The following is a 22,719-nucleotide window of genomic DNA, read 5'->3' as shown; positions in this document are numbered from 1 at the left end:
TGAATGGAGGGACAAGAAAAAATGTCCAATATCCCAACAGTACTGAAGGACTTGCGTTTACCCGTAATTGGTTCACCACTTTTTATTATTAGTAATCCCAAGCTGGTTATTGCCCAATGTAAAGCAGGCATAGTTGGTTCCATGCCGGCGTTGAATGCAAGACCGGCATCACTTCTTGATGAATGGCTGCACGAAATCACGGAGGAGCTCGCGGCATATAACGCCCGTCATCCAGAGCGGCCGGCAGCCCCATTTGCGATCAATCAAATTGTCCACAAGTCCAATAATCGGCTAGAACATGATGTGGAAATGTGTAAGAAGTATAAGGTTCCTATCATTATTACGTCCCTTGGGGCACGTGAAGAAGTAAATACCGAAATACATAGTTACGGAGGTATTGTGCTGCACGATATTATTAATAATACATTCGCACACAAGGCAGTTGACAAAGGTGCGGATGGGTTGATTGCAGTTGCCGCAGGTGCCGGTGGTCATGCCGGCGTGAAGAGCCCGTTTGCCTTAGTTCAGGAAATCCGTGAATGGTACGATGGTCCGGTTGCTTTGGCAGGTTCTATTGCTACCGGCAGTGCTGTACTCGCCGCTCAAGCGATGGGGGCTGATTTTGCTTACATTGGTTCGCCATTTATTGCCACTCACGAAGCTAATGCTGTAGAAGAGTATAAGCAGGCAATTGTAGATTCCACATCTGACGATATTGTCTATAGCAGTCTGTTCACAGGTGTTCCAGGAAACTATTTGGCTCCATCCATACGTGCGGCAGGGTTAGATCCTAATGCGCTCCCTGAAAGTGATCCGTCTCAGATGAGTTTTTCAGACGGCAGTTCGAAACCTAAGGCATGGAAGGAAATTTGGGGTTCTGGCCAAGGAATTGGCGTCATTAATAAAGTTAGCGGTGCTGGAGAATTCGTTGACAAACTTTATCTGGAGTATATGGCGGCGAAAGAGAGACTTGGTCTGGTTGTTGTTTGATGGCAGGATAAAATAGAGGTGGAAAAACTGACTCAACTTTTGGAGTCAGTTTTTTTTATTGAATATCCATATTGCGAACAATGGACTGGATATCAATCATAATCTATTGTATCAACTAGAAAAGGTGTTCAATATGAGAAACATGAATGAAGTGCAAATACACCCCATCATCGGGCAGGCATGGACAGGTAAACATGTTCTCCTGCTTCATTGTACAAATAATAATCAATTCCTGCAGCTTTATAAAAGCTTTCACGCCCCGATTGAGCCTCCCCGACTCAACTGTGCAGAAACTTTATCGCAGCTTTTAAGTATCGGCTATCGGATTGCGGCCATTACACCCATCTCTTCTAATCAAATTCAATATGTGCTGGTACTTTGAGATAGACCTGGGCGGAAAGCGTGGGTCTTTTCTTATTCCGCAGGTTTATATACAATATATATAATAAAGAATGTATTGGAGAAGCTAATTATGGAATATTTATCACTGAAAGACCATGTTTATAATTATATTGTGGATCAAATCAACAGTGGGAAATTGCTTGCAGGGGCAAAGTTAAATGAAAACAATATTTGTGAAAGCCTTCAAGTCAGCAGGACCCCAGTAAGGGAAGCACTCATCCAACTAGCGTCGGAGGGGCTGATTGACAATGTACCAAGGAAAGGTTTTGTGATAAAAAGTCTTACAAAAGAAGAGGCTGAAGAAACCTATTTTATCATCGGAGCATTGGATGGTCTCGCTGCTTCCTTGGCTGCACCGCTTTTAACCGAGAAGCACTTGAGTGAAATGGATTTCTATATACAGAGCATTGATTTGGCGCTGAATACCGAGAATTATCGAATGTATGATAAAATGCAGGAAGCCTTTCATGGTGTCTATTTATCCGTTTGTCCCAACAAAAGCTTAGTCAACCTTTTGCTTCAATGGGAAAAGAAATTTTTGAAAAATTTAGGGGAAGCCGGCTCACAGGACGGCTTGAAAGAAAAACTATTGCAAACCAATAATGAGCATCGAAAAATGCTGGAGCTTTTTAAAAGTAAAGATACGGCTGAATTGGAAAGATTATTGAAAGAAGTCCATTGGAACCCTAAAAAGGTAGAAAACCTGCCACTATAAGAAGAAAAACCCGAAAGATTTTGTTCGATTATTCGACAGAATCTTTTTTTTATTGACAGTTAAAAATAAAATATATAATATAAAGTATACAAATAACTGAATATTTGAAAAGGTATTTAAATTGAAAGGGGTTTATTTTATTAAACTAGTAAATTAAAAAAAAGGGGAAATTAATCTATGGCAAATAACACCAATGACCTTCAACGCGGCTTAAAACAACGGCATATTACGATGATTTCCATTGGCGGAACAATCGGTACAGGTCTGTTCCTCGCTTCTGGTAATGTCGTTTCGAAGGCAGGCGCCCTAGGCGGCCCGATTGCCTATTTAGTGATAGGGCTTTTAGTGTTTGTTTTAATGAAAGGTCTAGGCGAAATGTCTACCTTCATGCCAGTTCCGGGCGCCTATACATCCTATTCGGGCCTATTTGTTCATCCTGTATTGGGATTTATGGTAGGCTGGAATTTATCCATCAACGGATTCCTCGGCCTTGGCGCTGAAATCGTTGGGGGAGGAATGATTCTAAATCAATTTTTCCCTAGTGTTTCTCCTACTGTCTTCTGTATCATCATTTCTTTACTGATCTTGGCCTTGAATTTAATCGATGTAAAATCATACGGGGAAGCAGAATACTGGTTTGCCGGCATCAAGGTTGTTGCAATTATTATCTTCTTAATTGTTGGTGTGTTAATGATTTTTGGTTTGATTGGACATCAAGGATTTATTGGATTATCCAACTGGACAGACATGTCCATGTTCCCTAACGGGTTCGCAGCAGTTATTTTGATGATGACTGGCGTAATCTGGTCATATCTTGGGGTTGAAACCGTTATTACTGCATCTGGAGAAACAGAAAATCCTCAAAAAAATGTACCTAAAGCCATCAATACTATTTTCTTCCGGGTATTGCTTTTTTACGTTGGTACCGTGACGGTCATGGGATTGGTCGTTCCTTACAAACAAGTAAGCGTTTTAAACAATGGCTATGCTGGTCTGTTTAGTTTGGCAGGAATTCCCGGCGCTGCTGCGATTATGAATATTGTCATTCTGACTTCACTCGCATCTGCGGCAAATTCGATGATTTATGCCATCAGCAGAACGCTGGTCGCCTTGTCAAAAGAAGGAAAGGCTCCAAAAGCTTTGGGTAAAGTAAATAAACGCGGGATCCCGATGAATGCGGTTATCCTAACATTGTTTCTTGGGCAAGTTTCTCTGATTACAAACTTCGTTTCACCGGATAAGGTGTTTGTTTGGTTAATTTCCATCGCTGGTTTCAATACGTTACTTGGCTGGTTCGGTAGTTTTCTTTCTCACTATAAATTCAGAAAATGGCTGGTGGCAAATGGCGGCTCAGTGGACAAATTAAAGTTCAAAACGAATATTTATCCACTTCCAACCATTATTTGTTTAATCGCATTAGTTGCGATCGCCGCTTATACGGCCTATAGTCCTGATACAAGATTTTCATTCTATATCGGCGCACCAATGCTAGTCTTGTACGCCATTATTGGTATCATCTTGTATAAAAAAGGAAAACTGAAAGATCCGGACTATAAGCCTTTCTTAGAGGCCCACATTAAAGAAACAGAAATAAAATAATGAATCTCACAAATTTTCATATTAGTAATGTGTAAGGGCGGGTCCCTAGTTGCTACTATGTAAACTAGGGATTCGTCCTTAAATGGAGAGGAGAGAAACAGATTGGAAAAGAAAAACCTTGAATTGGCGGTGCAGCTTCGTCATGAACTACATGCACATCCTGAATTATCCAATTATGAAGTATGGACGAAACAACATTTAATTGATTTCCTACAAGCAAACACAAAGCTTGAAATCGTTGATCGGGGCCGTTGGTTCTATGCCATCTATCACTCTAATGTAGGAAAAAGAAACGTTGCCTTCCGTGCGGACTTTGATGCCCTCCCGATAGAGGAAACTATTAATCTTCCATACGGTTCGCAAATTCCTGGAGTGTCACACAAATGCGGGCATGACGGGCACTCCGCAACCCTTGCTGGATTTGCGTTGGAAATTGATCAGAAGGGCTGCGACAACAACGTTTACTTCTTATTCCAGCATGCGGAGGAAACAGGTGACGGTGCAGCAGAGTGTGCTGTTTTTATCGAGGAAAATAACATTGATGAAATTTTTGCTTGGCATAATATGAGCGGTTTTAAACACAATTCCGTATTAGTCATTGACGGAACAGCCCATTGTGCATCCAAGGGAATGAGCATACATATGGAGGGTGTACCTTCTCATGCCAGCGAACCGGAGAAGGGAATCAATCCATCCTTTGCGATTGCCAAGGTCATCGATGCCATTCCTGGATTCATTGATCCTGCTGTGAACAAAGGTATTGTTCTATGCACGATTGTCCAAGTGGATATCGGTGCCAAAGCGTTCGGTGTTAACGCCAGCAAAGGTGTGCTTAGAATGACAATCCGTGCCCTTTACGAAGAAGAAATGGATAAACTTCAGAAGAAGCTTGAGGACGTGGCGATTGCGGAAGCGGAGAAGTATGGTCTAAAGGTAAGCTTTGAATACCAAGATGAATTCCCGGAAACAGCGAATGACAAAGAAAGCTCCGATAAGATTCGTCAGGTTTGTAAAGATAAAGGATTCGATTTGATTGAGCTAGAGGAAGCGTTCCGCGGTTCCGAAGATTTTGGTCATTACACAAAACTCACAAAGGGAGCCTATACTTATATTGGCAACGGAGAAGATTATCCGAACCTGCACAGCTATGAGTATAACTTCCGTGATGATCTCATCGAGACAGGTGTAGAACTTTTCAAAGGTTTAGCGGATTTGTAAAATTTAACAAGAATAATTTAGAGGGTGTCCCAAATTTAAATAGTTTGGGCCCCTTTTTTAATTTTTATATAAACAAAACTGAAGTTACCATCAATAATAGTAAATTTACTTAAAAATATTTTAATTATAAAATGAATTTAGATAATTTCAAAAACTAAGGTAACAGCTAGAAGGAAGGATACTTTCAAGGGGAGGTTATAACAAATTGGAGAAAAAGTCGTTTATGAGAGGGACGGTATTGGTTCCAGTTGCTTTTATGTTATTGCTAGGTTCAACTAATACAAGTGCTGACACAAGTAAGCCGATGCCTGCATCTAGCACTACCATCCTGGCCAATAAGGCAGTGTACAACCAGTTGGATTTTTCAAACAGGCAAGATTTTGAAGATGCTCATAAAGGATTTATTGCGCCTTTACAAATGGATCCAATAAAGAATCCAGCTGGGAATGTGATCTGGGACAGCAATCAGTATTCATTTATAAAAGAGGATGTCCCGGCGGCACATACGGTTAACCCAAGTTTATGGAGACAAGCCCAATTACAAAATATTTCCGGCTTGTTTAAAGTCGTCGACGGAGTCTATCAAGTTCGTGGACAAGACTTATCTGTTCTTACCATTGTCGAGGGAAAAACAGGATTAATTGTTTTGGATACGCTCTCAACCGTGGAAACAGCTAAAGCGGCAATGGAACTTTATTTTCAACATCGTCCTAAAAAACCAGTAAGCGCTATTGTCATAAGTCATAGCCATGTTGACCACTTCGGAGGAATTAAAGGGGTAGCCCAATATGCTGCCGATCCAAAAAAAGTTCCCATTATTGTACCGGACGGATTCAATAAAGAGGCACTAAGTGAAAACGTTCTTTTAGGCACCATCATGTCCCGCCGGGCGGGGTATATGTTTGGTAATCTCTTGCCTGCCAATGAGCAAGGTTTTGTCACGTCCGGTATTGGACCAGGATTAAGCAACGGAACTTTTAGTTATATGCCACCAACCGCAGAAATAAAGGATCCTGTACAAACAATGGTAATAGACGGGATTACTTTTTCGTTTCTATTAACACCAAACACGGAAGCACCTGCTGAAATGCACTACTATATTAAAGATTATAAAACACTGGTGGTAGCAGAAAATACAGGACATACCTTGCACAATATCTACACGTTAAGAGGTGCCAAGACTAGGGATACTTTAAAATGGGTAGAGGCTCTTGATGCAACAATCGATCTATATGGTAGTGAAGATATCGACGTCATGGTGACCGCCCATTCCTGGCCAACATGGGGTAAAGATCGTGTGTTCGAACAACTTAAAAACCAGCGTGATTTGTATAAATACATTCATGACCAAACCATCCATATGGCGAATTTAGGCTACACCGCGGATGAAATTGCCAAAAAAATTAAGCTGCCAGAAAGCCTCGACAAGGTTTGGGCGAATCGTGGTTATTACGGGACGCTAAAGCATAATGTGAAGGCGGTTTATAACTATTATTTAGGCTATTTCAGCGGAAACCCTTCCGATTTGGACCCGTTGCCGCAGGAAGAAGCGGGGGCTAAATATGTTGAATACATGGGCGGCGAAAAAAATGTTCTTAAACAAGCAAAACATGATTATGCCAAAGGTGAATACCGCTGGGTGGCACAAGTGTTAAAGCATGTGGTGATGGCAGACCCCAATAATAAGGAAGCAAAGGATTTACTTGCCAAAGCATACGAACAGTTAGGATATATGGCAGAATCCTCTGTTTGGAGAAACTTTTACCTGACAGGGGCCCAGGAGCTAAGAAATGGAGTGGCAGAATCGAAAGGCTCAGGCGGCATGATGAATCTAGATACGCTTCTGAACATGCCGATGGATGATTTCCTAAACTTAGTCTCGATTAAGTTAAACGGAACGAAGGCAGAAGGCAAATATATGACTTTTAATGTGTCGTTCAGAGATTTAAAAACAAACTATACGATTACCTTAGGAAACTCTGTTGTCAATTATAAGAAAGGTCAAACGGCATCAGAGCCTGATGCCACGTTAGTAGTAGATCGAGTAACATTCTATCTAATCGCTCTAGGAAAAGAAGATTTGGATAAAATGGAGGCTTCCGGAAAGGTATCCGTTACTGGAAACAAGGGACAATTTAAAGAATTTTTATCTTTACTGGATAAATTTGATCCTAAGGTAAATATCGTGACACCATAAATATTTATATATGTGCCGGTTCCAAATCTATGCGGAACCGGCCTAACTCAAATTTGATTGAATGATTATCTATCAATTTAATTTATATCATCATAATAATTACTTAATTTTCTTAAATTTATTTTATGATAAAATTAATCCCAAGATTAAGAATATTTCCAACTATTAAACTGGCATAATCAATCAGACGTATCAACTTTGTTGAACTAGCTAGACATTATTTATAAATTGAAAACGCTTCCTATCGGCCTCGGTTTTAGTGAATTGTGGGCTGCAGGTTTGCTAATGTTGTATTTTAAACTGAACTTAAAATGGAGTGAGTGGAAATGGAGATGTATGCTAGTAAAAAACGGAAAATAATCATAAGCGGTCTTTTATTTGTAGGAATGGTTTTAAGCTTTTTTGACCGTGTCGCCATTAACGTTGCGGTAATCCCAATTGGCGATGAGTTTCACCTAAATACCTCTCAGACTGGTTTGTTGATCAGTATATTTTTCATCAGTTACTCGCTCATGCAGCCGCTTGGCGGATGGATGACGGACAAGTACGGTGCGAGAGTCATGATTACATTATCCCTGTTTGGCTGGTCTTTGTTTACCTTAATGACTGGATTCGCTTGGTCCTTTGTATCTTTATTATTCATTCGATTCATTTTCGGATTGGGAGAGGGCCCTTTTTATCCGGCCAGTATGTCAACCATCCGGGATAACTTTCCTCAAGAAGAACGCGGCCGGGCCAATTCCTTTTTCCTATCTGCGCAAAATATAGGTGGAATCCTAGGTACAGCCCTTGCTGCTGCGATGATTGCTGCATTTGGATGGAGAGGCATGTTTTCTGTCGCAGGTATTTTGGGGATGATTGTTGCTATTGGATTTTGGTTTATCTTAAAGCCTAAAAAAGTACAGAAAACAAACGTCATCCAAGCGCGAAAAAAGGTTCCTTTAAAGCAGTTATTAAAAATAGATAACATATGGAAACTCATCTCTTTTAAATTTTTATTTAATATTATTAACTATGGATTGATTACATGGATGCCAATCTACCTGGTAAAGGAAAAAGGAGTGGATTTAGTTCATGCCGGCAGTTTACTGGCTATCCCTTACATTCTTGGGTTCTTTATGTTTAATGTGAGCGGATTGGTACTGGATAAATTGATGGTCGGCCGTGAGAAATACTTGGCCGCTGCCGGTGCACTTTTATGTGCAATTTTCTTATACTTTATGGCAAATGCTACGTCAGTCGCACAGTTTATTACGTATCTTACGTTAAATTCCATCGCTCTTTCGTTTTTTGGAACCGTTCTTTATACGATTATTATCAAATATTCACCAAAGGAACTTACCGGTTCGGTCTCTGGTGTTGTCACTTTTGCAGGTCAAATTGCCGGCGCGGTTTCTCCAACAGCAATTGGCTTGATCATTAGTTTATTTAAAGGCTCCTATAATGCGGCTTTCTGGTTTTTAGTCATTTCAGCGCTACTAGCTATGGTTATTGTCATTTCGATTAAAAATAATGCTTCACAATCATCAAAGGAAGTTGAAAATGAAACGGCGGCTATTTAATTCTATTAAGCCAAATCCATCAGGCTATGCTTAAACTCTTTGATTGAATGGGCTTACAATTCGCGGTATGATTCTAGAAAGAGAAACAGAAGGGGAATCATCCATGAATATTGAACAATTGGAATATATCATTAAAGTTGCCGAAACACGTTCGATTTCTACCGCCTCGGAAAGTCTTCATATTTCCCAGGCCGGTATCAGTATGGCGATTACGAGCCTTGAAAAAGAATTAGGAATCAAGATTTTCAAACGGTCGAGATTGGGGACGATTCCGACTGAAGAAGGCATGGACATCATACAAAAAGCCTATGAGGTAATGAGTAAGCTTGAGGAAATGAAGGACAGCGCCCAAGCACATTCGGACACAATTGAAAAAGAATTGCGCCTATCCTCTACACAGGGCCTGTTTCTGACAGTCCTGCCCAAATCGTTGGCTTTATTTAAGAAAAAGTATCCCGAAGTAAGAATTGTCATTGATGAAAAAGGCGGCCAAGAAATTATCCACGATGTTCTTCAAAATAAAATAGACATCGGGTTGTTAAATATGCCTAAAGAAAACCCTAGAGAGGACGAACTGGAGTTTTGCAAACTGATGGAAGCAAAGGTGGTTGTAACTGTAGGCAGGAACTCCCCCTTAGCCGGCAAAAAAAGTATCACACCACAAGAACTGCAGGATCAAACGCTGGTTTTTTACAATGGGCCTAATATGAAAGCTTATCTCGATGATTTTTTCGCAAAATACGGAGAACTGGATGTTTTGTTTTTAACCAATAATACAGAAGTGATTAAGAAAACAGTTGCGGAAGGCTTGGCGATTACCCTTTCTTATGAAATCGGGATTAACAGCGACCCGTATTACCTTAGCGGTGAGCTTGTGCCAATTCCATTGACGAATTTTCATCATGATTTAATGGAACTAGGATATGTGCGCTCAAAGAAACAGCACTTTTCTAAAGCAGCTAAAGAGTTTATTAAATGTCTTGAAGTATACACTACGACCTTAAAATATTAGTTTCCTATTAAAAATAGGGAGCTATTTTTTTATATTTTATATAATTTTTATTTAAGTAAATATAATAAATGGTTATTTTACTTAAAAATAATTTATAAATATAATTAATTTAAGATTTAAAATATTAAGTTAAATTTTTTCTGAAAGAAGGGACGTAAATGTTAATGACTGTGGGAGAAGACTTGAAATCACTTCATGAAGAATTGCGCAATTTCATCCAAAATGAATTACTTCCATATGAACAAGAGCAGTGCCTGAATGCGGAAGAAGACATCCCGATGGAGGCAATTAAGTGGGTCAGAAAAAGATCAATAGAATTAGGATTCTATGGAATTAACCTGCCAAGGGTATATGGAGGCCAGGAGATCAGCTTAAAAGGGCTTTGCCTGTTGAAAGAGGAATTAGCCCGATCCGGTGCTGTTTTATGGGGCCAGGTACTTGGAGAAATCGGCGGACCGCTCCGAATCGGCCAGATGCTCGAAAGCTTTACAAAAGAGCAAATTGAAAAATACGTCATCCCGGTAGTTGCCGGAGATATCGGATGCTGTTTCGCACTGACAGAACCTAATGCCGGTTCAGATGCGTTTGCCATTGAAACAACGGCAGTTAGAGACGGAGATGACTACATATTAACAGGGAAAAAGCATTTTATTAGCGCTGCCCCTTATGCTGATTTTGCGATTGTCATAGCAAAAGAATTAGTAGAAGACGAGAAACCTAGAATTACAGCTTTCCTAGTTGATAAAAAGACACCGCTTAATGACGGTTTTGAACTCGGAAACATCCAAGTCCCGATTTCAGGAGAACGAATTCATGCTGAATTACTTTTCAATCAGTGTCGGGTGCCTGCCTCGAATATTATCGGTGCACCTGGAAGAGGCTTGTTGCTAGGCTTAAAGAGAATCAATACGAATCGCGCCTCTCATGCTGCCAGTTTCGTAGGAATGGCTCAGCACCTTCTTGATTTAGCAGTGGAACAGGCCAAAAAGAGGGTTCAATTCGGCCGCCCAATTAGTGAATTTCAGGCAATCCAGCACATGTTGGCGGAAATGGCCACGGAAATCTATGCGGCAAGAAGTATGGTTTACGATGTAGTTGAAAAAATCGACCGGGGGGAAGAAGAGCGGGCAGGGGCTTCCATGGCAAAGCTGTTTGCATCAGAAGTAAACAACCGTGTCGCCGATAAGGCCATCCAAATATTCGGCTCCCAAGGCTTGGTGAAAGGGCACCCGGTTGAAAAAATGTACAGAAGCTCGCGGATGTACCGGATCCTGACCGGAACTTCGGAAATTCAAAAAAATACAATTGCCAAGGAACTTTTGAAGGATTAATTCAATTTTTAAGGAGGGACCACTTATTATGCAGCAGACGACTTTTCAGGCATTGCTCCTTAAGGGATTAAGGAGATTCGCAGAACTCCCAGCAGTCACCCTACTGCCGTCTGAGGAAACGATAACCTATCGGGAACTGTTAGAAAAAATAGAGCTTGTATCAACCTATCTACACAATTTAGGTGCCAGAAGGGGGACCCATATCGCTACCCTTATTTCCAATAGCTTAGAAGCGGTTATCTTTGGGCTTGCTGTCCAGCGGCTTGGCGCAACCTTAGTCCCGCTCGGCGAAAAGCTGGGAACAAGGGAAGTTGGCTTTATTTTGCGGGAAGCAAAACCGAAATTAGTGATCATGGCAACAAAGCCTCATGTTACGACCATTCTCGAATACTTGGAGGAGGCAAATGATCCGAATGTTCATGTGATTGGGCTTCCAGGTTTTGGTGTCGACTATCCAGAAAAATATATGAAATTCGAATGGCCTGTGGAAAAAAAGGATTTGGATTTCCATGTATCGGCAGGGGAAGATATCGCGCTTCTTTCTTACACTGGCGGGACAACAGGTACACCGAAGGGCGTTATGCATTCCCAGGCAGGTTTGGCTGCGGGCATCCTTTCTGCTGCGATGGAGGATCCAATAGATGACCGTGACCGGTTGCTGTTAAGTACACCAATCGTTCATGCGGGCGGCTCCCTGCTGTGGAGAGCCCTGATTTCCGGGGTCCATGTTTATGTCATGCGTGCTTTTGATGCAGAACATTTTATCAAGGCCATTAAAAGATATCAGATTACTACTACATTTGTGGTCCCGACCATGCTGTACAGACTTCTCGACCAGGTGAAAACCATGGAATATGATGTCAGTTCCATGCGCAATATCTTTTATGGTGCTTCACCCATTTCACCCAAGCGACTTAAGGAAGCCTTCGAAGTGTTTGGGCCGATTATGCGCCAGCAATACGGTATGACAGAGTGTAATATCGTTATTTCCAGATTATCGAAAAGCGCTCATGTTTGGGCTTATCACCATAACCAGGAAGTTTTGAAAAGCTGCGGCAAACCGTGCTTGTTTACTGAAGTTCGAGTAATTGACGATAACGGCCATGATGTGGGACAAAACGAGATGGGAGAGATTATTGTAAAATCACCTTCCATGCTGGTAGGCTACTACCAAAGGCCGGAGCAGACCAAGGAAGCCATTCGTGATGGCTGGTTCTACACGGGAGATATCGGCAAGTGGGATGAAAATGGATACCTTTATATTGTCGACCGGAAGAAGGATATGATCATTTCCGGGGGCATGAATGTCTATTCCTCAGAAGTTGAACGGGTCGTCAATCAGCATCCGGCAGTAGCCATGAGTGCGTGTATTGGTGTTCCCCATCAGGATTGGGGTGAAGCGGTCTGTGTCATTGTGTCACCAAGAGCAGGAAGCAGCTGTACAGAGGAGGATATTATTCAGTTCTGTAAGGAGCGCACTTCAAAGTATATGGTGCCGAAAGTGGTTTATCTCCAGGAGCAGTTCCCACTTACGCCAATTGGAAAGATTGATAAGAAAGAATTGAAGAAAATGTATGCCCAAGGTTTACTAACCATTTAAATAGTATGAAAACTGGGAATATGTTTTTATTCCCAGTTTTCATTCTTAAAGGAGGCATAAATATGGATATCTCAACAGGCCTGCTGCTTCTCCTAATTGGAATCATTGCTGGAGGATACGGAACCATTGTAGGCGCCGGCGGCGGGTTTATTTTTGTACCGGTGCTATTAATGGTTTTTCATTTAAAACCTGAGGTTGCAGCTGGTTCAGGTTTGGTAATTGTCCTAATCAATGCGATATCCGGCGTTGTAGGGTATGCTAGAAAAGGACAGATAAATTATCGGATGGGAATGACACTTGCATTTGCAGCATTACCTGGTTCATTTATCGGTTTTTGGCTGCTGCAATTATACTCTTCGAACTTTTTCTATATTCTTTTTGCGAGTATTCTAGTTTGTCTGGGCATATTTTTAATGATGAAAAATTCCTCGGTTCCATTAAAGAGAAAACTAGCTATTTTAGAGGGAGAAAGGGAGGGTCTTTCTTTACATAAAGCAGAGATTGAATCAGTAGATATTCCTCTTGTTCAGTCAAAATGGCTGCTTCCTTTAGGTTTCATAATGGGGATTCTCTCAAGCTATTTGGGAATTGGCGGGGGCTGGCTGCTGGTTCCAATTTTAATTTATCTGTTTCATGTATCTACTCACCAGGCAACATCAACATCCATCTTTTCCTTATGCATATACTCATCAGCAGGCGTTCTTCTTCATCTTTATTATGGCAGTTTTGATTGGATGACGATCATCTGGGGAGGATTGGGCGTTATGGTCGGTGCTCAGCTTGGGGTAATTTTGTCACAAAAAATACCAGGTAAAGTGGTCCTTCAAATGTTATCCGTATTGCTTATCATCATTGGATTCCGAATGTACTTAAACTAATTTGGAAATCAAACTTTAGGAGCTGTCAAATTTTTTGGTGGCTTCTTTTTTGTTTTGCAAGGAATTCTATTGACATAATCGAAAAATGTTAACGTTAACAATAATGGTTTACATATATTACTAGTTTTGATAGACTATAGATAAACGGTAAATGTTAACGTTTGCAAATCAACTTGACAGTAGGAAGAATCCGCGTTTGACAAAACCTGCCGGCAAATAGTCGGCAGGTTTTGAAACAATAAATTTTTCATGAAGGAGTAATGAATAATGGAAACTCGTTATGCAATTCACCCTGAGGATATGAAGAAATACACAACGGAAGAATTAAGAAGGGAGTTTTTAGTGGAAACCCTATTTGAGCTTGGGCAGGTCCACTTAACCTATACACATAATGACCGGATGATTTTTGGAGGGGTCACTCCTGCTGAGCAAGAATTGACAATCAAATTGGATAAAGAGCTTGGCGTGGAGTATTTCCTTGAACGCCGTGAGCTGGGAATTATCAACATCGGCGGCGATGGTGCGGTTATTCTGGATGGCGTGGAATATGAGATGCAGGGAAGAGATGGCCTGTATGTCGGCAAGGGAACAAAGGAAGTCCTGTTCCGTTCCAATGATGCAAACAATCCGGCCAAATTCTATATCAACTCGACTCCAGCACATCATACCTATCCTACAGTCAAAATTGATATTAACAAGATTGTTCCCCTTGAAACGGGCGAGCGTGGCACATTAAATGAACGGAAAATTTATCAGTATGTCCACCCGAATGTTTGCGAGTCCTGCCAGCTGCAAATGGGATTGACGATGCTTGCGCCGGGCAGTGTTTGGAATACCATGCCATGCCACACCCATGAACGGAGAATGGAAGTCTACCTGTACTTTGATATGGAATCTGAAACACGAGTTTTCCACTTTATGGGTAAACCGGATGAAACAAGACACTTAGTGTTGAAAAACGAGCAGGCGGCCATTTCTCCTAGCTGGTCTATTCATACAGGTACAGCCACAAGTAACTATACATTTATTTGGGGGATGTGCGGTGAAAATATCACCTACACTGATATGGATTTTGTGAAAATGGAAGATTTGCGCTAGTTTTTACGGCAGTATGAAAATATAAAAAAGCGGAGGCTAATGACATGACGAATAATCTAAGATCCTTTTCCCTTGATTTTTTCAATCTAGCAGGAAAAGTCGCCATCGTTACAGGGGGCAACAAGGGACTTGGTCAGGCATACGCCGTTGCCCTTGCAAAAGCCGGGGCAGATCTTTTTGTGGTGTCCCGCAGTGAGGATTGGAATGAAACAAAGAAGCTAATCGAAGAAACTGGACAGCGTGCGGTCTTTTTCCAGGCGGACTTAAGCGACAGGGCAAAGGTTAAGCAGGCAGCTGCAGAATGTATGAATGAATATGGCAGGATTGATATTCTGGTGAATAACGCCGGTACTATCCGCCGTGCTCCTATCCTCGAGTATAAGGAAGAGGATTGGGATGCCGTAATGGAAATCAATCTTAATTCCATCTACTTGCTCAGTCAGGAAGTGGCAAAGGTCATGGTGAAGCAAAGATCCGGAAAGATTATCAATATTGCCTCCATGCTGTCATTCCAGGGAGGCAAGTTCGTTCCTCCTTATACAGCCAGCAAACATGCTGTTGCCGGTCTGACGAAGGCGTTTGCCAACGAACTTGCAGAATATAATATTCAAATTAATGCGATTGCACCAGGATATATTGCGACAGACAACACAGCGCCAATTCGGGCGGATGAAAAACGCAACGCCGAGATTCTCTCCCGCATCCCGGCCGCACGTTGGGCAGACCCATCTGACTTGATGGGCGTAGTAGTATTCCTTGCAAGTGACGCCTCTAATTATATGAATGGCCATATCCTGGCGATTGATGGCGGCTGGTTAGCAAGATAATATCGAGACTATATAAAGAGCCGCTCAGTTGTGAGCGGCTTTTTATTATACAAACACTGTTTCGACCGCGAGCGGCTCAAGTGCGGTTGTAGAATCTATATAGATAAAGGCGTCATATCGTTCCGCTATTACTGATGGTACATAGTTTCCAAAGTGTTCATACCTGGGATCGTAAACAACTCCGATTGCACGGTGGCCAATCCTGCTGGAAAAATGCTGCCGAATGGTTTCGTTGAAAAGAATCAGCTTGTCGTGATTTCCGGCTTCGTGCATCAGGTCCTCCCAGCTACCTTTTTGGGCGGGAGGAACAATCATTCTTTTAAAATCTACACCCCATGAATCTGCTGCAATAACGGTCCCGCGATGGGTGCCAAATCCGACAATATAGACATTTTCCTGTCCTTCCTGTTCCCTTAATAGCTGCCCAACATTCACAAGTCCTTCATCCGCCATGTCCGTCGCTCGTGCGTCACCGACATGGGTATTGTGCTCCCAAATGATGCCTTTTGCGTTTTTACCATTATAGGAACCGATTTTGGTAATGACCTCCACCATATGCCTGTCGCGGATATTCCAAGACTCATTATCATTTACGACCATCGTCCGGTAATAGTTTTCGGCGTTAGCTGTGACGATTGCGTTAACTTCCAGGTTTAATTGGCCTTCTTCGGAGCTTGAATATTTCTTTTTGTTTGTCACAATATCTGTCAGAAGGTTAATGACCTCATCATGGCAGTCTTCTGCATAAAAGGAAGCCGATACCCCGTACATTTGCCCCTCGCGATTAAAGGGTTCAAAGCAGGCGAATGCCTTTTTTGCTGCTTCGACGCTTGAAGGATTTGTTTTTTCAAGATATTTAATGATTTCGTCCATTGATTCCCATAAGCTATAAACATCGACTCCATAAAAGCCAATCCGTCGGTCTGTTGGCAGGTTATGATTGTAGTCCTTTAACCATTCAATCAACCTAATAATTTCTTCATTTGCCCACATCCATGTCGGCCAGCGGTTAAACGCGGCTAATACCTCGCGGGCATTGGTATATTCGTTATCATAACCTTTGATATAGCGGTTAACCTGTTGGCAGGCCGGCCAATCACCTTCAACTGCAATAAAAGTGAATCCTTTTTCTTGGATTAACTTTTTTGTAAGCTCCGACCGAATCTTATAGAATTCAGAAGTCCCGTGTGAGGATTCTCCTAATAATACATATTTCTGGTGATTGATTTCCTCTATTAAAGGCTGGAAGTCATTCACCTCTTTTAGTGGAATGGTGTGATTTTTAATGGCTTGAATTTGGTTTTCATTCATGATTTCATACTCCAGTTGCTTTTTGTAAGAAGCATTTTTATTTTTTTCAGTTTGGTTTATTTATATGCCTCCACGTCCGAACCAACCCATCCGCAATCCCTTCAATTACATCCTTGTCTCTAAAATAACTCATATGGCACAAAGGGTTCCAGCTTGTTAAAATATTTCCTACGTTTACCTGCCTATCCTCAGTAACCGCATTTTTATAAATGTCATTGATCGGCCGTAATGGATAGCCTAGAATATCGTCTTTATCATAAAAATTGATCCATTCACCGTTTAAGCCGGGATAGAATTCCTTCAGTTTGGGCGAAGGGATTTTGATGGGCTGGTCAAAGTTAAAATAACGCAGACTCCATAATGGAAGGGTCGTTCCTAAGGTATAAAAAAGGGTAATAGTGTCCCCATTTTCTAAAGGTGAAAATTGACTCCCATCTACAGTGCCGTCATTTTCTTTATACTGCAAATCATAGAAATAATTACTCGTGATGACCGACCCTAAACTATGGGAAATCACGCATAATGGGGCATTCCCGCCGGCATTATTAGCAAGCTCACGAAGATTTTCGGCAATTTTTTCATGGACTCTTTCGTAATTATGCTTTGCTGACTCCACAGGCTGATAGGCGATGACATCTCCCATATAATGAATAAGAAAATGACGAAGTTTTTGATAATCCAACTTGTGGTTCAAAACGATTTTCTCATAAAGTTCTTCCTCTCTGTTCTCTAATACCTCTGACCATTGAATGGGCTGGAATATCAGCTGGGAAGAAGGGTCTGTGACCAAATTTCCTATTTTCTTGGCAAAATTCTTTTTTAGCATGCCAATCATGCCTGAAGCAAAGTCCTTGTCTTGTCTGCCAATCCCATGAATAATGGCAACAGCTATTTTTTTCACGAAAGTCCACACCCCTTTAATGAAGGTTATAAGACAATATATTTAGTTTTTTTCAAAATAAGAAGGCCTTTATAACCGTTCATTTTAAATCAAGTGGGGATTTTGGCGAGTTTGACAAACACAAGGAAAAGTACTAGAATTATCTCGAATTCGAAATGATTTAAATTGAGGTTTTAATAGAGGCAATGAAGGAGGACCAATGACATGCTCAGAAAATTAGATAACGAAAAAATGGGACGAAGTAATTTAGGCTGGCTAAATAGTATTTTCCATTTCTCATTTGCAGAGTACTATAATCCGAAAAATATCCATTTCGGGCAGTTGAGAGTCATCAATGACGATTTGGTCGCACCCGGTACTGGATTTAATCTTCATCCCCATAAAGAAATGGAGATTGTTTCTTATGTGGTGAATGGAGATCTTACACATGGAGACAGTATGGGAAACAAAAATACGGTTACACGCGGCCATGTCCAATATATGAGTGCGGGGACAGGTGTCTTCCATAGCGAGCATAATCTTGGCAGCGAGACATTACGATTTTTGCAAATCTGGATTCTCCCAGATAGGGCGGGGTATGAGCCGAATTATGGTGATTACCGATTTAATTGGGAAGATCGGCACAACCAGTGGCTTCATATGGTTTCAAGTAAGGAAGGGGACGCCCCAATCAAAATAAACCAGGATGCAAACATCTATTCATTGGAACTTGAAGCAGGCAAAGAAATCAGTTTTCCAGTTAGTGCAGGAAGACAAGCCTATTTGGTGCAAATCGAAGGAAGTTCAACAATCAATGATCTTTCTTTAAATACGAGAGATGCCATGGAAATTGTTGAGGAAGATATTCAAATTAAAGCAAATGAAACATCCCATCTATTATTGATTGAGATGAAAAAAGACTGAGTCTGCTCAGTCTTTTTTCATTGGCATTGGCAAAACTATTTAATATGTAAATACTTGGTTACACTTTTCTTGTTACATGATATACTCGAAATTAAATAAATTAGGAAGGAGTGTTATGTTGGACGTTATTGGTGTAATTGGTTCAAATTTATTTATTGATGCTATTTCCGAATTCTACGACTTATTTCCTGATGTCGAATTTATCAACTACACGTATGACTCTCCGTGGGAAATCGATCATTTGATTGAAAAGGCGGGGATAGAGACTGATATCTTGCTATTATCAGGAGTTATTGCCTATTATTACGGACAGGAAAAAATAAACGAATCTCGGATATTGGCAACGTACTCTACATTTAACGAGTTTATGGTTTCCTTATCCTTATTTTCGGTTTACCTTCATGAGAAAATTTCGCTTGAAAAGATTTCAATTGACTTGCCCAAAAAGGACTTCCTGGACAATGTCTTAAAAGAAATAAAGATTTCAAATGGTCCTCTTTATGTAAAGGATTACCCGTGGATCTATCAGTTAGAAAAAGAGAAGTCTGCTTTTGATATTTCACAGTTTGTCCGGTTTCACAAAGACCTTTATTTTGCAAAAAAAACACAGTTTGCTTTAACAAGTATACATGCTGTTTATAAAGAGCTTCAGAATTTCGGTGTTCCGACCATTAATATGGTCCAGCCCAAGCAAGCCTTAAAAGAGAGTCTGGAAAAAGCCATTACATTGACTAAACTGAAGAAAACCAAGGATTCGCAAATTGCTGTCATTTCATTGAAAGTAAATCAGCCAGACCCTCAGGATGATCAGGTATTCCGGCTCCAAATGCTGCAATATTTAAACGAAATGGCACGACAATTAAATGCAAAGGTTTCATTAGATCACTATCAGCCGTTTCTTATTTATACTAATCGAGGATCCTTAGAGGAAGTTCAGAAGGAACATTTGCAAAAAGTTTTTGAACTAGAAGAGAAAATTAAATCCTCAATGCAAATTGGTATCGGCTACGGTTATACCATGAAAGATGCGGAAAACCATGCAAAAGGGGCATTATACTTTACTGAAAAACATTCAACAGAAAAGACAACTATTTTCCTGCTGGACGAAGACAAAAAATTAATAGGTCCCTTATTTGAAAATGAAAAACAATATATTTTAAAAAATGAAGATCACGATATTCAATTATTAGCCGATGAGCTTAAAATGACCTCTAAAAATTTGCTAAGGTTTTTTGATTTTATTAGGCTTAACCAATTTCGTTCATTTTCAGCGCAGGAATTGGCCGATTACTTAGCGGTAAGCAGGCGTTCAGCAGAGAGGTTTATAAAAAGATTTCTTGATCATGATTTTATACACATTACAGGGGAGGAGCAGCCATATGATCAAGGCCGTCCGCGTGCGCTTTATAACATCTCTGAGAAACTAAAAAACTATTTTATATTAAACCAATAAAACGATTGATTTTTAGGATTTTTCAGTATATTATAAAAACATCCAATTAGCGACAGTGAAACGACACTTGTCGCTAACGTGAAGGGGAGATCAACATGAAAATCATTAAAGCAGACATCATTGGCATTCACCTGCCTTTAGAAACACCTTTTATTATTTCATATGAAACTTATGACTATATGCCTTCTGTCATTGTAAAGCTGGAAACGGATGATGGTTTAACAGGATATGGGGAAGGAGTTCCTGATGAGCATGTGACAGGGGAATCTTTCTTTAGCGCAATTGAGGTATTAAAGCACCAATTATTGCCTGCTGTGATGGGGGAGAACCCATTTGAAATTGAAAAAATTCACCATATTATGGACAGTCGCATCTATGCCAACCCGGCAGCCAAGGCAGCAGTTGATATAGCTTGTTATGATCTGATGGGGAAGTATTTAGCGAAGCCGGTTTATGATCTTATTGGCGGAAAATACCATGACGAGCTTACTTTTCCTAAAGTGTTAAGTATCGAGGAGCCAGAGGTAATGGCGGAAAAAGCAAAACTAGCCGTCGAAAGAGGATACCGCTCCTTAAAATTAAAGGTTGGAACGGAGGCTTTTAAAGATGTTGAACGAATAAAGGCTGTCCGTAAAGCAGTTGGATACGGCGTCCCAATTCGTGTTGATGTTAATCAGGGCTGGAATGATTATGCGACAGCAGCTCAAGTCCTGCCATTACTTGACCCGCTTCGTATTTCATGGCTGGAGCAGCCGATTAAAATGGGAGATTTTGATGGGCTCGCGGAATTGCGAAAGAAAACGGTTATTCCGATTATGGCTGATGAGACAGTTCATGGCGGTTCAGATGTGATCGAAATTATTAAAAAAGGTGCTGCAGATAAAATCAATATTAAATTAATGAAAACAGGCGGGATCTATCCAGCCATTCATATTGCAAAAACCGCAGAATCTGCAGGAATCTCCTGCCAGATTGGTTCGATGGTCGAATCCTCTATCGGTTCTGCGGCCGGCTATCATACCGCCATTGCCAGAAAAAATATTACCAGTACAGAATTAACCGGGCCATTACTTTTTAGTAAGGACATTGGCAACCTGGAATATCAAATCCCATTCGTTCATTTAAGTGGCAAACCGGGACTGGGCATCGAAGTTAATGAGAATACGCTCCAGGAATTAATGATTAAAAAAGAGACGGTATCTTAATTTTAAAACTAATATAAAGGAGTGAACTACAAATGAAAAAGTATGTACTAGGAATGGGTTTAATTTTTTTAATGATGATTATGGCAGCGTGCGGAGGCAGTAAAGAGACCAACGGTTCGGCAGATGGCGGTACCCTTAAGGCGATAAAGGATAAAGGTGAAATTCATGTTGCCATTGAAGGAGCGTATCCTCCGTATAACTACATCAACAAAAGCAATGAGTTAGAAGGATTTGATGTGGAAATCGCTAATGAAGTTGCCAAAAGACTTGGTGTGAAACCCGTCCTTGTAGCCACTCCTTGGGATAGTATGATTCCTGCATTAATAGGTAAAAAGTTTGATATTATCATTTCTGATATGGCTATTACGGAAGAAAGAAAGAAGAAGGTTTCATTTAGCGACAATTATTTCACGACCGGAAACCAGCTCTTTGTTCCAAACAATTCTTCTATTAAAACAGCAAAAGATATGAAAGGCAAAGCAATCGGTGTAACGATTTCGACTACAGCTGCAGAAATGGCTACTAAGAATGGAGCAGATGTCAAATTATATAAAAATGACTTTCTTGCTTTTGAGGACCTGGCAGCAGGAAGGCTTAATGGCGTAGCAACGGACCAAGGTGTCGGTGCTAAAATCATTATTGATCAAAAGTATTCCTTTAAGGCTATTGATGGCTTATTGAATACGGAGAAGGCTGGTATGACCATTCGCAAGGAAGATCATGAACTTCGTAAAGAAATCAATAAGGTAATAGCTGATATGCAAAAAGACGGAAGCTTTGAAGCCATCAGCAAAAAGTGGTTCGGAAAAGACATCCGATAAGGGGCTGAAAAAATGTTAGATTTTTCTCTAGTGGAGCAATACGTTCCATTTCTGCTAAAAGCATCTGTGACGACACTTGAAATCTTCATTTTTTCCATCGCTTTAGGATTGGTAATGGGAATTGTCATTGTCATCATGAAGATCTCAAAATTTAAGCCATTTTCATTGTTTGCTAACTTTTATATTTGGACACTGCGTGGAACGCCTTTATTAGTTCAATTATTTCTGGTTTATTTCGGTTTGCCGCAAATAGGGGTTGAATTAGCGCCATTCCCTGCAGCCGTCTTGGCGCTCGGAATCAATGCCGGTGCGTATATTGCGGAAATTTTAAGGGGCGGTATTCTCTCAATCCCGAAGGGGCAAATGGAAGCGGCCCAATCGTTGGGGTTAAGCTATCCGACGATTATGCGCAGAATTATTTTTCCACAGGCATTTCGAGTCAGCATTCCGGCAATCGGCAATGAATCTATTACACTATTAAAAGATTCATCACTAGCCTCCCTTGTCACCGTTTCAGAGTTGATGATGACTTCACAAAGGTTCGCCTCAACAAACTATGCCTTTATCGAATTTTATATTTCCGCAGCTCTGCTATACTTAATTATGACAACGATCTTATCATTTTTCCTAAGCAAGATAGAATTTAAAATGTCCATCAGCGAACATTAAAGAAGGGAGGGCTTGTGGGTGTCAAAT

The 22,719-nt window shown here is 40.8% G+C and carries 20 protein-coding genes; 18 read left to right on the top strand and 2 right to left on the bottom strand.

Annotated features, from left to right (window positions below; translation table 11 throughout):
* Positions 1 to 21 precede the first annotated feature (21 nt).
* The 13 genes from KHB02_RS01470 (at position 22) to kduD (ending at position 15,429) form a co-directional block, all read left to right on the top strand.
* Positions 22 to 990, top strand: a complete 969-nt coding sequence (locus KHB02_RS01470) for an NAD(P)H-dependent flavin oxidoreductase (protein WP_213140572.1) — start codon at positions 22 to 24, stop codon at positions 988 to 990.
* Positions 991 to 1,048: 58 nt separating this feature from the next.
* Positions 1,049 to 1,372, top strand: coding sequence for a hypothetical protein (locus KHB02_RS01465; protein WP_241113653.1), 324 nt, complete (start codon positions 1,049 to 1,051; stop codon positions 1,370 to 1,372).
* Positions 1,373 to 1,462: 90 nt separating this feature from the next.
* Positions 1,463 to 2,107, top strand: coding sequence for a GntR family transcriptional regulator (locus KHB02_RS01460; protein ID WP_213140571.1), 645 nt, complete (start codon positions 1,463 to 1,465; stop codon positions 2,105 to 2,107).
* A 177-nt stretch (positions 2,108 to 2,284) separates the two neighbouring features.
* Positions 2,285 to 3,706 (top strand): amino acid permease, encoded by a 1,422-nt coding sequence (locus KHB02_RS01455; protein ID WP_213140570.1) that lies wholly within the window; start codon positions 2,285 to 2,287, stop codon positions 3,704 to 3,706.
* Positions 3,707 to 3,808: 102 nt separating this feature from the next.
* A complete protein-coding gene (locus KHB02_RS01450; RefSeq protein WP_213140569.1) occupies positions 3,809 to 4,924 on the top strand; it encodes a M20 metallopeptidase family protein in 1,116 nt (371 codons plus the stop codon).
* Between the two features lie 205 nt (positions 4,925 to 5,129).
* Positions 5,130 to 7,121 carry an alkyl/aryl-sulfatase gene (locus tag KHB02_RS01445; RefSeq protein ID WP_213140568.1) on the top strand — a complete coding sequence of 664 codons (1,992 nt, stop codon included), beginning with the start codon at positions 5,130 to 5,132 and terminating at the stop codon, positions 7,119 to 7,121.
* Between the two features lie 326 nt (positions 7,122 to 7,447).
* Positions 7,448 to 8,683, top strand: a complete 1,236-nt coding sequence (locus KHB02_RS01440) for an MFS transporter (RefSeq protein WP_213140567.1) — start codon at positions 7,448 to 7,450, stop codon at positions 8,681 to 8,683.
* A 103-nt stretch (positions 8,684 to 8,786) separates the two neighbouring features.
* Entirely contained in the window at positions 8,787 to 9,695 is a 909-nt protein-coding gene (locus KHB02_RS01435) for a LysR family transcriptional regulator (RefSeq protein WP_213140566.1), read from the top strand.
* A gap of 158 nt (positions 9,696 to 9,853) precedes the next feature.
* Positions 9,854 to 11,026 (top strand): acyl-CoA dehydrogenase family protein, encoded by a 1,173-nt coding sequence (locus KHB02_RS01430; protein WP_213140565.1) that lies wholly within the window; start codon positions 9,854 to 9,856, stop codon positions 11,024 to 11,026.
* A gap of 28 nt (positions 11,027 to 11,054) precedes the next feature.
* Complete coding sequence (locus KHB02_RS01425; protein WP_213140564.1) at positions 11,055 to 12,626, top strand: class I adenylate-forming enzyme family protein; 1,572 nt, start codon at positions 11,055 to 11,057, stop codon at positions 12,624 to 12,626.
* Positions 12,627 to 12,688: 62 nt separating this feature from the next.
* On the top strand, positions 12,689 to 13,504 hold the full coding sequence (locus tag KHB02_RS01420; RefSeq protein ID WP_213140563.1) for a sulfite exporter TauE/SafE family protein: 816 nt from the start codon (positions 12,689 to 12,691) through the stop codon (positions 13,502 to 13,504).
* A 267-nt stretch (positions 13,505 to 13,771) separates the two neighbouring features.
* Entirely contained in the window at positions 13,772 to 14,602 is an 831-nt protein-coding gene (kduI, locus tag KHB02_RS01415) for a 5-dehydro-4-deoxy-D-glucuronate isomerase (protein ID WP_213140562.1), read from the top strand.
* A gap of 44 nt (positions 14,603 to 14,646) precedes the next feature.
* Positions 14,647 to 15,429, top strand: coding sequence for a 2-dehydro-3-deoxy-D-gluconate 5-dehydrogenase KduD (gene kduD, locus KHB02_RS01410; RefSeq protein ID WP_213140561.1), 783 nt, complete (start codon positions 14,647 to 14,649; stop codon positions 15,427 to 15,429).
* Between the two features lie 45 nt (positions 15,430 to 15,474).
* Here the strand turns inward: kduD and KHB02_RS01405 are convergent, their stop codons facing one another.
* Both KHB02_RS01405 and KHB02_RS01400 read right to left on the bottom strand, forming a co-directional pair.
* Positions 15,475 to 16,740 (bottom strand): erythromycin esterase family protein, encoded by a 1,266-nt coding sequence (locus KHB02_RS01405; protein WP_213140560.1) that lies wholly within the window; start codon positions 16,738 to 16,740, stop codon positions 15,475 to 15,477.
* 46 nt (positions 16,741 to 16,786) lie between these two features.
* A complete protein-coding gene (locus KHB02_RS01400) occupies positions 16,787 to 17,641 on the bottom strand; it encodes a chemotaxis protein (protein ID WP_213140559.1) in 855 nt (284 codons plus the stop codon).
* A gap of 204 nt (positions 17,642 to 17,845) precedes the next feature.
* Between KHB02_RS01400 and KHB02_RS01395 the strand changes: the two genes are divergently transcribed.
* The 5 genes from KHB02_RS01395 (at position 17,846) to KHB02_RS01375 (ending at position 22,692) form a co-directional block, all read left to right on the top strand.
* A complete protein-coding gene (locus tag KHB02_RS01395; protein ID WP_213140558.1) occupies positions 17,846 to 18,544 on the top strand; it encodes a pirin family protein in 699 nt (232 codons plus the stop codon).
* Between the two features lie 115 nt (positions 18,545 to 18,659).
* Positions 18,660 to 19,997, top strand: coding sequence for a hypothetical protein (locus tag KHB02_RS01390; protein WP_213140557.1), 1,338 nt, complete (start codon positions 18,660 to 18,662; stop codon positions 19,995 to 19,997).
* 95 nt (positions 19,998 to 20,092) lie between these two features.
* Positions 20,093 to 21,202 (top strand): mandelate racemase/muconate lactonizing enzyme family protein, encoded by a 1,110-nt coding sequence (locus KHB02_RS01385; RefSeq protein WP_213140556.1) that lies wholly within the window; start codon positions 20,093 to 20,095, stop codon positions 21,200 to 21,202.
* 32 nt (positions 21,203 to 21,234) lie between these two features.
* On the top strand, positions 21,235 to 22,023 hold the full coding sequence (locus KHB02_RS01380; RefSeq protein WP_213140555.1) for a transporter substrate-binding domain-containing protein: 789 nt from the start codon (positions 21,235 to 21,237) through the stop codon (positions 22,021 to 22,023).
* A gap of 12 nt (positions 22,024 to 22,035) precedes the next feature.
* A complete protein-coding gene (locus KHB02_RS01375) occupies positions 22,036 to 22,692 on the top strand; it encodes an amino acid ABC transporter permease (RefSeq protein WP_213140554.1) in 657 nt (218 codons plus the stop codon).
* Positions 22,693 to 22,719 lie beyond the last annotated feature (27 nt).

The sequence above is a fragment of the Neobacillus citreus genome (assembly GCF_018343545.2).
GTDB lineage: Bacteria > Bacillota > Bacilli > Bacillales > Cytobacillaceae > Neobacillus > Neobacillus citreus.
Note: the sequence above shows the minus strand (reverse complement) of the source record. Positions and strands in the feature narration are given on the sequence as shown.